9 protein-coding genes, 1 pseudogene and 1 riboswitch are annotated in these 12385 nt (G+C 53.4%); of the genes and pseudogenes, 6 read left to right on the plus strand and 4 right to left on the minus strand.

What is annotated here, in order from left to right:
- Positions 1–174: 174 nt before the first annotated feature.
- Together HMPREF1487_RS20285 and HMPREF1487_RS20290 are read left to right on the plus strand one after the other, a co-directional pair.
- On the plus strand, positions 175–1326 hold the full coding sequence (locus HMPREF1487_RS20285) for a dienelactone hydrolase family protein (RefSeq protein ID WP_010798597.1): 1152 nt from the start codon (positions 175–177) through the stop codon (positions 1324–1326).
- Between the two features lie 19 nt (positions 1327–1345).
- Entirely contained in the window at positions 1346–1684 is a 339-nt protein-coding gene (locus HMPREF1487_RS20290; RefSeq protein ID WP_010798598.1) for a YceK/YidQ family lipoprotein, read from the plus strand.
- Here the strand turns inward: HMPREF1487_RS20290 and HMPREF1487_RS20295 are convergent.
- Positions 1668–2036, minus strand: a complete 369-nt coding sequence (locus tag HMPREF1487_RS20295) for a hypothetical protein (RefSeq protein ID WP_010798599.1) — start codon at positions 2034–2036, stop codon at positions 1668–1670. The genes HMPREF1487_RS20290 and HMPREF1487_RS20295 overlap by 17 nt on opposite strands.
- A gap of 556 nt (positions 2037–2592) precedes the next feature.
- Between HMPREF1487_RS20295 and HMPREF1487_RS20300 the strand changes: the two genes are divergently transcribed.
- The gene (locus HMPREF1487_RS20300; RefSeq protein ID WP_037031074.1) at positions 2593–2778 is read left to right on the plus strand and encodes a hypothetical protein; all 186 of its coding nucleotides are present in this window, start codon (positions 2593–2595) and stop codon (positions 2776–2778) included.
- A gap of 74 nt (positions 2779–2852) precedes the next feature.
- Here the strand turns inward: HMPREF1487_RS20300 and HMPREF1487_RS27400 are convergent, their stop codons facing one another.
- Entirely contained in the window at positions 2853–2993 is a 141-nt protein-coding gene (locus HMPREF1487_RS27400; RefSeq protein WP_010798600.1) for a hypothetical protein, read from the minus strand.
- 154 nt (positions 2994–3147) lie between these two features.
- Entirely contained in the window at positions 3148–5205 is a 2058-nt protein-coding gene (locus HMPREF1487_RS20305) for a UvrD-helicase domain-containing protein (protein ID WP_010798601.1), read from the minus strand.
- A 708-nt stretch (positions 5206–5913) separates the two neighbouring features.
- Between HMPREF1487_RS20305 and HMPREF1487_RS20310 the strand changes: the two are divergent.
- The 3 genes and pseudogenes from HMPREF1487_RS20310 (at position 5914) to HMPREF1487_RS20320 (ending at position 10452) form a co-directional block, all read left to right on the plus strand.
- Positions 5914–7336, plus strand: a pseudogene (locus HMPREF1487_RS20310) (OprD family outer membrane porin).
- Positions 7337–7673: 337 nt separating this feature from the next.
- The gene (locus HMPREF1487_RS20315) at positions 7674–9221 is read left to right on the plus strand and encodes a TerC family protein (protein ID WP_010798603.1); all 1548 of its coding nucleotides are present in this window, start codon (positions 7674–7676) and stop codon (positions 9219–9221) included.
- Positions 9222–9444: 223 nt separating this feature from the next.
- Complete coding sequence (locus HMPREF1487_RS20320) at positions 9445–10452, plus strand: TerC family protein (RefSeq protein ID WP_010798604.1); 1008 nt, start codon at positions 9445–9447, stop codon at positions 10450–10452.
- Positions 10453–10500: 48 nt separating this feature from the next.
- Here HMPREF1487_RS20320 and HMPREF1487_RS20325 read toward each other — a convergent pair whose 3' ends face one another.
- Positions 10501–11808 (minus strand): glycoside hydrolase family 5 protein, encoded by a 1308-nt coding sequence (locus HMPREF1487_RS20325; RefSeq protein WP_010798605.1) that lies wholly within the window; start codon positions 11806–11808, stop codon positions 10501–10503.
- A gap of 484 nt (positions 11809–12292) precedes the next feature.
- Positions 12293–12354, minus strand: a riboswitch (Fluoride riboswitch).
- Positions 12355–12385 lie beyond the last annotated feature (31 nt).

Here is a 12385-nt window from a genome sequence, read left to right on the forward strand (position 1 = left end):
TGCCCCCTATCGAAAGAATTCCACCTCGATAGCAAACGTAACGGCCTGCCTCATCCTATCGGATATCGGCCTGAACAGCTGAGATCCGGATTGCCAGATGGCCCATCCATTTTTAAGTTGTCATACTGCTGTCTATACTCTCGCCTCAATAACAACAACAGCCGGAGTCGCACCTTGAATATTCTGAAATCTCTCGTGCTTTGCGGGATCAGCCTTGCCGCAACGGCAAATGCCCAGGCCCAGTCAGCTTCCGCTCCCATTACGGCCGACGCACTTCCCGGCAATTACCTGCTGCTCAAACAGAAGATGACCTATCCAGATAGCTGGCTGTCAGGTCATTACAAGCACTTTTCAAAATGGCGTACCTATGCCCAAACGCTACTGCGCGAGGCGTTGCTAACGCCAGATTCAAAGCGTGCCTTCAACGCTCAGGTTATTGATCAGCAGCAGCGTTCAGGCTACAGCGCTCAGAAGATCAGGTTCACGCTGACGGATGAAAGTCGTGTCAACGCTCTGCTTCTTTTGCCTGATACGCCCGGCCCTCATCCCGCGGTGCTAATGCTGCATGACCATGGGGCGCGCTTTGATATTGGCAAAGAGAAGATGGTCAAACCATGGGGTGATCAAACAGTATCTGCTTCCGCGCAGCAGTGGGCCGACAAATATTTCTCTGGCCGCTTTCCTGGCGATGAGCTGGCCAAGCGGGGCTATGTCGTGCTTTCGGTCGATGCCCTTGGTTGGGGTGAGCGCGGCCCGGTGACATACGAACAGCAACAGGCGCTTGCCAGCAATTTCTTCAATTTGGGACGTTCCCTTGCCGGAACAATGGCCTATGAAGACATGCGCTCGGTCGATTTTCTGGCAACGCTCCCCATGGTCGACGCACGTCGCATCGGCGTTGTCGGGTTCTCCATGGGGGCCTTTCGCGCCTGGCAGTTGGCAGCCCTTTCAGACAAGGTTGCGGCAACTGCTGCCATTTCCTGGTTTGGGACTTACCAAGGCCTGATGACGCCGGGGAATAACACATTACGCGGCCAGTCATCGTACTACATGCTGCATCCAGGCATACCGGCCCGGCTCGATATTCCAGACGTTGCCGGAATTGCTGCACCCCGTCCGTTGTTGCTTTTCAACGGTGGAAAGGACACGCTGTTCTCTTCAGAATCGGTCGAAGCGGCTTACGCCAAGGTGCACCGCATCTGGCGTTCTCAACAGGCCGAGCTGAATCTCACCACACAGCTGTGGCCCGAACTTGGCCACGTGTTTGTGCAGGAGCAACAGGAAGCCGCTTTTGTCTGGCTTGATCAGTGGCTCAAGCCACGTTGATATAGAAGGAACGATAGGCATGAAGCTTGACACGATTGCCATTGGCGTCCTGGCGCTGAGCCTGACTGGGTGTGGAACCCTCAATACGGTGTTCCAAGACGATGCGACTACTAGCTACAAGCTCAGGCAGCAGAAAACCTATTGCGAGTCCATAAGCCGGGTCTATAGCGGCGTGGCGTACGATTTCTGCTCACTCAACGCTCCGCCCGTTATCTATCCCCCACCTCAGGAAAAACATGCTGTTCCACTGATTGCGGTAGATATGGCGCTTTCTGGTGTGTTGGATACGTTGGTATTGCCTTACACGATCTATCAGCAGAACAAATACGGCAGTATGGAAATCAAGGGCCAGAAATAGTTTCTCCTTTTCCTTGCAGCCAGTAGTGCCCGCTCGTAAGCGTTCGGATCTGCACTCGGTTAACCAGGTGTGATCGAGTACGAATGCTTACAGCGTGAACTAGGAATCGACAGAAGAACGGCCCAGGGGCCAGAATACTGCATGGGGGCGCAGCCAGCAGTGGCTCGGCAAAACTTCCCAGCCAGGGCAAGGGATGGTGCTCCGTACGACCAACTACCAACACATCCACCTCATCACGGCTGCAATAGTTGGTTACTGCAGCAATGGGCTGTAATCGCCTCGCCTCGACATAATCAAACATAACCAGGTGCAATGCTGCTCGGCTGGCTTGCGCCGGCGCTTGGGCACGCATAAAGGCAGCAGTCCGCTAACAGCTGTTGTCCACCACAAGAAGGAGGCGTTGATAGCGATTCATGCCGCGGCTCCTTGGGGCTCTCCCCCTACCTGATGCCACTATCGTCATACGCCTGTAAAGCCAAGGCTTGATACATATCAAGGAAATGAAGCAGACCTGCGTGTTGCAGGACATCATAAATCACGGCACGTGATGTCACCCAGGTAGAAGGTGTTTCTCAGCCTGCCCCCAGTTATGGAGATCGGCAGCGCCGATTATCCATACGTCGCCAGGTTTCGCATATGACGCAAAGGAGTGCTTAGCTTGGAGGTACGTTCAAGTGGGGCCTACGGAAGTGACTGACATGTCCCAGGCTACTGCGCTCCGCTCAAACGGCAGTCTGTAGTACAGCACGTCGGTTACCTACATAGCCAAGGTCATGATTGCTGGCGGTGAAATAAGGCTGAAATGAAAAGAGCGGTATGTATACAGCACGCACAAGCCTTGATGTAAATCAGTACCAGACGCTCTACATGAGCGTAACTATGGACGAAATCTTACATGGTCCCTGCCCATGAACATACTTATCAAACAGTCACCAGCCCAGTCCCTGCTCCAACTCATGATCCACGGCTGCGATCTACAAGCCGGAACAATGTTGGCCCAGGAGCGCCAGCATGAGCAGTTGGGCCCCGTTCGCCTGTCCAGACATTTGAGACAAGGCTCCACTGCTTTTTTGGATCTTTATCAAAAGCGCTAATCGCTGTTAGGTTAATGTGTCATCCCTTGTGCTTACGCAACAGCTCGCATCAAGCACGAGGGATGGCACCCGTTTCAACGGACTGGATCAGTAGTACCAGTCGCCTTTTCAAGCTGCACCTGTTTTTGCGTACCCAGCAGAAAAGCCGCTTTTTCGGCAAAACTGGTGTGGATATGCAAGGCATTGGCTGGATTACGAAACAATTGATGAGTCATGGCGCTACCCTCTTTAACTGGTGGGCTCTTCAAGGAAGAGACAGGTTCACCATAGGCAGCGCAGGAACAGGCTAGAAATGTTTTGTAGCACTAGTCATCATCAGCCAAATCGATAATCAGAGAAAGAGACTCCTTTTCAAGGGTTTAGCTGCTATCAACATGGCCCTCTGGATTTGGTCGTATACCAGAGTACACGACTAACTCCTCGTGTGATCGCGACATAAGAGAGCCTTGATGACTCATCGGCCATCGCCTGATCATAGGTGTTCTGAAAAAAACCAGACGCTCTATACAATGCGTTGCGCAGCGGATGCGGTAAGGCACCGGCTCCATCATCGACAACAATGGCTACTTCAGCCTGTAATCCCTTCGCCCGGTGGATGGTATAGCAGCGCACAGGTAGCGCCTTGTCGAGATGGCTTTGAAGGGTCTTGAGCGTCTCATTGCGTCGGCTCAACACCAACACCGCAGTCCGCTCCGAAGAGTTCCGACTTGCAGCGTGGACGCACTGAGCCTCGATCTCCTTTACCACTTCCGGCAGACGACTCTTGAAATCGAACCGTGTAACCGCCTGCACGCCATGATCACCTCGCTTGACAGTCCTGGCGGCCTGGCAGGTCTTTTCCTGCTTGAATATTACGCCAGCCAATACTCTCTCAGCGTCCCGAATAATGGGTTCCACGGAGCGGTAGTTGGTAGCCAGCGTCAGAACGGTACTTTTTCTGTTTCGCCCCTGGCTTGGAAAATGACGGTCGAAGTTCATAAAGAGTTCGGGAGAGCTTCCTCGCCAGCCATAAATGGATTGCCAGTCATCCCCTATCGCCATAAGACTGATTGCCCGCTTCTGACGGGCCAGATATCCATGGACGGCTTGCAGCCACAATACGATCTGTGGGGAGATGTCCTGAAATTCATCGATCAGCAGATGACTGAACGGCATCAGCATTTCCGGACGGATGCTCCGATCGTTTCGATTGAGCCGATCGGTAAGCTCCTGAAACGCACGGTTGAACGTCAGTAGGCCCCTCTCTTTCAGACAGGCTTCAAACGTTTTCCAGAAGAGCCCTAGGGCCTCGATAAAGATCTGCTCGCGAACGGAACACTGCACGCTATCGCTTTGCAAACGATCTACCCGTAGTCCCAGGCTTTCGATAAAGCCCGCCTGGACGTAGAACGCCTCAAAAAGCGGAACCGCTACGAACTCGCCCTCCAGCTTGAACGGCTTGAGTGGAGCGGGCCTGTTTCCTTCGCTTTCATCGCTTTCGTTAGCGATATTCAGCAGCTTGTCGACCTTCCTCTTGAACGCCGGGACGTCTGAATAGGCACGCTGGTAGGCCTGTTTGAGCAGGTCCAACTGCACAGGATGAAGACGGCCGCCTGTCAATGGATTGTCCAGCTCGGTAGCTGATGCCTTGCGATCGGACAGCTGCTCAAACCATACCGGCGCACCTAATGCGTCCTTGGCGAGCGTACCCATCGCCGAATGAAAGGTCCGTACGCAGCTGCGCGCCTGCTCAGCTGAAAAAGAGAACTTCCAGAAGGACAATACCTTGATAAGCTGCTCGCGCAGCTGCGCGCAGGAGTCGTTAGTAAACGATATGACTGTGAGCTGTTCGGGCTTGATATCCAGATGGCACAGCATGAAGACTACGCGCAGCACCAGCGTAGTGGACTTGCCCGACCCTGCACCTGCAAAGATGCGCGTAGCCGGGCTGCGGCTGACAATCATACCCCACTGCTCGTCTGACGGCGCTCGGATCACTCCTGCTTTGACGGCTTCGGCTACGCGCTCATGCATCGCCTGAACGTGCTGCTCGGTTATAGACAGTAACGCGGGCCCATAGAGTCCTTCCGTGGTAGCTCTATGGGCCTTGGGCTCAGACTCCAGAGGCTTCTTGGCTCGTCCGCTCGGCTTCGTTGATCGCTTGGTCGCAGTCACACTCTTGCTTTGAGCTTTTTTAGCCGTGGGAGCCGCCTTGCCACGCTTTGGAGAACCTTTTGCACCGGTTTCAGGTTTTTTGCGTGGGTTGACTTTCTGGGTGGGCTTACGGGTGACCATGGACTTGAGTTTATTGGTCAGCAACGAGCCCGCCTGCTTGCTTGGCTTGGGATGAGACAGCGGGCCATCACCATTGCTCTGCAGGTACTCCGTGGTACGTGGAAAATAGTTCGATAACTCCCCTGCCAGGTAGCGTTTAACAGCAGACAGCATGTGGATTCTATCCGGTTGAAACTCACCCTCAATGATACGGCGTTTTGGCTCGTTGTGCTGGATAGATAATCAGGGGAATGCTCAGTGTGGCTGCAACGAGCAGAAGCAAACTACCGGCACCCAAGCACCCTTTTGAAAAACCATGCACCATTACAGAGCACACCTGTGCACAGTCGGTGCGCATTTCATTACCAATATCTTTCTCAAGCGTAACAATGGTTTAGCGACTGTTACCAAATGTATACAGGCTTAATGATATCGAAACTGCCCTGATTTTATGCATTTACGCCATAAATATATGTGTAACGGACAAACATAAACCTGACTAATCAGTCATGTTTCCTTAGGTACAGCTTCTGCATAGAGCCCTGCGACGGGCATGAAATCCTGGAACTGTTTCCATGGATCTCCATGCCGTTAAACGGCCTGCTTGGTTGCCTTGGCCCTGTCTCGATACGCCATTCGGGAAGTGAGCAAAGCGCAATAGAAGCAGAAACCCATTTTATTCAAATTGACTCGGCGAGACGGGTTTCTAAGCCATGGGCCTAGTACGTCTCGATTGAGGGAGAGCAAATACGTAAGCGTTGCGTTAACCGTCCTGGCAGAGCGTATAGCGCCGCGCCGCGGACACTTTCCTTCTGCCTGTCAGCAGGAAAAGCACCATGGGGCGTTTCACTCGAACTCCTATAAAAATCATAAGGAAAATAGATGTCTACTTTGTACCGCGCCGGTTTTACCCTTTCGCTACTTGCACTTTCGCTTGCAGCTCAGGCTCAATCTCCGGCCCCTGATGATCCCAGCTACATCAATGAAGTCCAAAGCCTTCCCAATGTACAGAAGCCGGTCAAAGGCCAGGCAGGTGCCAAAGGATTTTTTGAAGACGATACGCTAACGCTGACCACGCGGAACTTTGCTGCTCGGGAGATCGGGCAAGACCGTTTCGGTTTCACCTATCCCAAGAACGGCTCCCGTCACTTCACTCATACTCGTAATACCTGGGTTCAGGGCACAGCGCTCAAATACAGCTCCGGTTATACGCAAGGTACCGTGGGGTTCGGTATCGATGTTGCTGGGTTCAATGCCATCAACCTGGAGCGAGGCAAGGGACGAATCGGTGGTGGCGGCAACCGTACGCTGGCAGACAGTGACGGTCATGGCCACGATGAATGGTCAAAGCTAGGGGTAGCTGATGTCCGTTTGCGTGTGTCCAATACCGAGCTTAAGGTCGGTCGCTTTCTGATTGATACACCCGTAGCCAGCTATAACGACAACCGCGCTCTGCCCTCCAGCTTTACCGGTTTCGGGATCGTCAGCGATGAATGGGACAACCTGTCGCTTCAAGCCGGCAGCTTCCGCCGTGCCAGTCCGCGAACCGGTGCAGGCGATGAGAAATTCACGACTGAATACGGTACACGCGAAGTCATTGGTGATCATTTGAGTTATCTGGGCGGTAACTACAAGCCGCTGGACGGGTTCGAGATCAGCCTCTACGGCGCACAGTTTGAAGACGTCTGGAACCAGTATTACTTGGGATTGAGCAAGACCGGCGGTGATATCAAGACGTTTGGCTGGAAAGCTGCATTCAATGGTTATCGTACCCTCGATCAAGGCGATGCGAAGGCTGGCAATATAAACAATACTGCCTGGAGCATGGCGCTTACCGGTAGCCATCAGGCTCACAGCCTGACGTTCGTGTATCAGCAGATTGAAGGAAACGAGTACTTCGACTATGCCCACGAGACCGCTGCGATCTACTTGGGCAACTCGATGTTTTCGGACTATAACGGGCCAAACGAGAAGTCCGCCCAGGTCCGGTACGAGACCGACTGGAGCTACTTCGGTGTTCCGGGTCTGACAACGGGCATCTGGTACGTTAAGGGCTGGGACATCGACGGTACGCATTACAATCCCGGCAGTGGCAATTACGCTAACTATGCCGAAGTACTACAACAGGACGGGGAAACCCACCACGAACTCGGGCTGGTCGGCACATACCAGGTCCAGTCCTGGCCGAATCAAGGACAGCAAGTTCCGCCTGATGCTGACCCGTCACAAGGCTAGCCAGAATCAGGTAGACGGCAGCTTCAAGGAGATCCGCCTCGTTTCCACATTGCCATTCAACTTCCTGTAATACCGAAGGACGCGCTTCGGCGCGTCCTTTCTCACCCTGCTGGTCCATAGCAAATTGTAATAGTTTCGCTTTAGGCAAATGTCTATCGCCCGGTTAAGCTCTAGGCTTTCCACTCTATCCAAGGTGTTATGAACACGTCCTCCGAACCTCCCAGTCGACGCTTCCCTTCCATATCGAGCGGCCCTGCTCAGCGTCACGTTGCCACTTCCTTACGCCCTTTCTGTTTACCTCACAACGCCCTCTCGTTGCCACGGTGCCTGCTTGATCATCCCATCGCGCACACCGACGCTGTACACGTTCGGCTATTCAACTTCCAACAGATAGAGGCCTGATCCAAATGGAATGGATTGCTGATCCCACCGCGTGGCTGGGGCTTGCCACGCTGATCGTGCTTGAGCTGGTCCTAGGCATTGATAACCTGGTTTTTATTGCCATTCTGGCAGACAAACTGCCGCCTCACTTACGTGACCGCGCCCGCATCATCGGCCTGTCGCTGGCGATGCTGATGCGTCTGGGTCTGCTGGCCGGCATTTCGTGGCTGGTAACCCTTACCGCTCCGTTGTTCGAGGTATTTGGCAAGAGCTTTTCCGGGCGCGACCTCATTATGCTGTTTGGCGGTATTTTCCTGCTCTTCAAAGCCACGATGGAATTGCATGAACGCCTTGAAGGACATGTCGTTCAGGCACGAAACAGCAAAACCTACGCGGCTTTCTGGCCTATCGTCGCTCAGATCGTGGTGCTGGACGCGGTCTTCTCACTGGATTCCGTGATTACCGCGGTCGGCATGGTCGACCATCTTTCCATCATGATGATCGCGGTGATCGTCTCGATCGGGGTAATGATCGTTGCGAGCAAGCCTCTGACCCACTTCGTCAATGCACACCCTACCGTCATCATGCTGTGCCTGGGTTTCTTGATGATGATCGGTTTGAGCCTGACCGCCGATGGTTTGGGCTTTCATATTCCGAAGGGCTACCTGTATGCCGCGATTGGCTTCTCGATTCTGATCGAGCTGCTCAACCAGATCGCACGCCTGCGACGTCGTAAGAAGCTGCACGGAAACCATCCCTTGAGGGAGCGAACGGCATACGCGGTCATGCGCCTGTTGGGCGGGCGTAAGTTTGAAACGGACGAGGTGGATGACGAGATCACTGACCTGCTGGATGATGACCGAGATCAAAACGTCTTCCATCGCCAGGAACGCATCATGATCAGCAGTGTATTGAACCTGTCCGAACGGCCGATTCGCAGCCTCATGACGGTACGCTCCAATGTGGACTACATCGACCTGGCCAATACAGATGAGCACAATCGCCAGCGTCTGATGGACTCCCCTCACTCACGCCTGCCGGTCATACGAGACGGTAAAGTTGATGAGCCGCTGGGATTCATTCATAAGAAAGACCTGCTTCGTGAGTTGCTGGCAGGACACGATGTAGCATTCGATAGCGCTATTCATGTCCCTATCGTATTGCCAGAAACCTGCGGGGCCTTGCATGCGTTGGAACAGCTTCGCCATGCTTCGACGCACATCGCGTTTGTAGTCAACGAATTCGGTGATTTCGTAGGTGTGCTGACCATTACCGATATGCTTGAGGCCATTGCAGGTGATCTTCCAGACGCCAGCGAAATGGAAGTGCCCGATATCCGCAAGGACAAGGACGGCTTTATCGTCAGTGGTGGACTCCCGCTGGATGTTCTCAGGCAGCGCCTGGGCTTTCAGGCCAAGGCCACTCAGGACTATCAGACGCTGGCCGGCCTCGTCATGAGCCTGCTGGATCGGTTGCCTGTCAAAGGTGATCGCGTGGAATGGCTAGATTGGAGTCTCACCGTGACCGATATTGACGAGCGACGCGTTAGCCGCGTTTATCTTCGCAAGCGATAAGGCCATTGTCAGGCCTCTTGAAAAAGGCGGCTTCACGCCGCCTTTTCTGTTCGCCCGCATTTGCTCTTTCCCCTCATAAAGTTGCAACGTTTTGTCAAACTTGTCAGTTGAGACGCTGCAGGAAAGGACTTAACGTAATCAGCGTGACGCCGGGCCCCTCTGACGGTTCCTACCGCCATGTCGGAGTCACAGCTGGTACAACTTCGACTGTAAGGAGGGGCTCATGAACACCCTAGAAGCGTTTCTGTTCGCCGATTTTCTTGGTACGGCCACATGGTTGTGGCTTGCATTTCTGGCTGTCGTCATCACCCTGCTCACGCTTGATCTTGGGGTTCTGCATCGTGACAATCACGAGATAGGGATCAAGGAAAGTCTATTCCTCTCGGCAGGCTATATCAGCATGGGCCTGTTGTTTGCCGTATGGGTATGGTTCCAGAAAGGCAGTGACGCCAGCATGGACTACCTGACCGGCTTTCTAATCGAAAAGTCGCTCTCCATGGACAATGTGTTTGTCATGGCGATCATCTTCAGCTTTCTTGGCATTCCTCGACAGTATCAGCACAAGGTGCTGTTCTGGGGAATCATGGGTGTAATCGTCCTCCGAGCGCTTATGATTGGCCTGGGCGCAGCCCTTATCCATCAGTTCAGCTGGATCCTTTATGTGTTCGGGGTATTTCTTGTCGTCACCGGCATCAAAATGCTGTTCGCCAAGGTGGATGAAGCTCCAAACCTGGAAGATAACGTCCTGGTCAAGTTCTTGCGCAGACGGATGCGCGTTACGAATGAGCTGCACGAGCAGCACTTCTTTGTAAGGAAACCTAATGCTGCCGGTCACACAGTCTGGTGGGCAACACCGTTGTTCCTCGCGTTGATTCTGATTGAGTGTGCTGATCTGGTGTTTGCGGTGGACAGCGTACCGGCGATCTTCTCGATCACACAGGACCCGTTCATTGTCTACACCTCGAACATCTTTGCGATCCTGGGTTTGCGTGCACTCTACTTTGCGCTGGCTGCCCTGATTCATCGCTTCGCCTACCTCAAGTATGCGCTGGCGTTGGTTCTGGTGTTCATCGGAAGCAAGATCTTCCTGGTGGGCATCATTGGCAAAATACCTGCCGCCTTGTCATTGAGTGTAACGCTGAGCTTGCTGGCGGGTGGCGTACTGGTATCACTCTGGAAAACCCGGTCAACGGAACCTGCCAAGATCGAGCGCCCCAACGCTGAGCGCTGATCAGGTTAATGCTCAAGCCCTGGCGCCTTACTCGCCAGGGCTTCTGCCTTACCAATGCCACCAATAGGCGTGCGTGTTTGTCTTTGCCTGGCAGATTGGAAGCCATGATGTCAGTGCAAACTGACAAACGAATGGCTTAGGTAGGGGAGCCGGTGCAGGCTGAGGTACTGGCGCGGGCTCAGGTACGGGCTGCGGTTGTGGAGCCGGTACTGGCTGTGGAATGGGCACGGGCTTTGGTTGAGGTTGCGGCTCAGGCTTGGGTTGGGGCACAGGCGGAGTTGGGCTTGCCGCTTTTTGTGGCCCAATAGACACACACGAATTACTAGTCTCCACGTATTTACGCAAGATCGGCCATTGGATACGGTCCTTGCCGTCAACAGGCTCCACACTCAATACATAGTCGTCACCCCATCCTGGCCCGGCAGCCCAGACAGAGGCAGGGATACAATTTTCAGCGAGGTACTTGAGGGTATTGTCGAGCGCAGGTAACCAGGCAGGATTATTGTTCGGAACGCCGATTTCTCCCAGATAGCCTTTCTTGTTGTTGGCTTTCAACCACTCTACAAACGGCCTGACCCGATTGACACCAACCATAGGATCATTCATCCCAGCATCCCGAGGATTGGTGTAAGTGCCAGAGTTGTTATCGTCCAGGTAGGTATGCGCTGAATAAAGAATCTTGTCGGCCGGATCCTTGACGGAAAGCAGACCTGCACTTGAAGACGACGACCATAGCCAGGCACTGGAGAAGTTTTCACCTTCCACCAATATGTAATGGGTATTATCGATGCGGCGAATACCATCGATACCCGCCTGCATGATGGACGCCACCGTACCCGAGGTCGCATAGGGTTCATTCATCACGTCATAGGCGAATAAGGCAGGGTGACTTCCCCATGCTATTGCCATTCGATACGTGACATCACGAAACGCGTCTAGCGGGACGTTTCGACTGCCAATCAGCTGATTCTTGTACCGCGCAAAGTTATGCAGGTCCAGAATAACCCGCATATTGTATTTATGGGCGTAGTCCAGCGTCTGAGTTACAAGCCCAGCATAAGTTGGATCAAACGATGCGTAGGTGGTTTTCTGCAGACGTTCCCACAGGATGGGGAAACGAATGGTCTTTATGCCCTTTGCGCTCCACGCCTTGAAATACTGCTCCGTAGGAAAGATGTAGTTAAAGCCATTAGCGCCCGGCAGCACCTCGGCTGCAAAACTTGCACCCGACATGTTCAGACTTACCAGGTCGATGCCTGCTTCGGCCGTTGACAACGCGGATAACAATCCAGCAGCCAGCACTACCTTTATGGCGGCCACGGCAAAACCTCGGGGCTTTAAGATCGCACCCTTCATAGCAGCTTCCTTGCATGAGTTGATGTCTCCCTTCCCGCCTCTGTGTAAACAGAATGCGGAGGTAAAGGCCTCTCCAGCGCAGCGCAGGAAGGCCAGGAAGAACTATACGCGCTACGTTTGAAATCAAAGTGATAGCAGCGTCATAGTTATTTAGCTTTCACGATATGCCTCATGAGATTTGACGCAATGTTGTGCGCCAGATGTACTTTTGGGTTCAGGCGAAGCCGGCCTAGAAGATTGATCACACCTCCACGTGCGACATTCTCTGAATAGCGTATCGATGATCCAAGGCCCCAGACCGGTCGTGAATAGCGTTCCAATAGGAAGGAGGGAAACATCCCATTCAGCGTTACACCAAGCCAAAAGTGCAACGCGCAGCTAGGAGAGCTACTGGTTACAACGGCGGGAAAAGAAACGTACATGATTGACCTTTCCTGATGTGGGCGGAAAGGTACAGGCACATGCCTACGAACCCTTCTAGACAGGGTTCTTAGGCATCATTACCCCAAGAGCAGTTAAAGGAGAAATACCATCTCCTGTACACCAGTTTAACTACCCGCTGCGCATGAGCGTAGCG

The sequence above is a fragment of the Pseudomonas sp. HPB0071 genome (assembly GCF_000478505.2).
GTDB lineage: Bacteria > Pseudomonadota > Gammaproteobacteria > Pseudomonadales > Pseudomonadaceae > Chryseomonas > Chryseomonas luteola.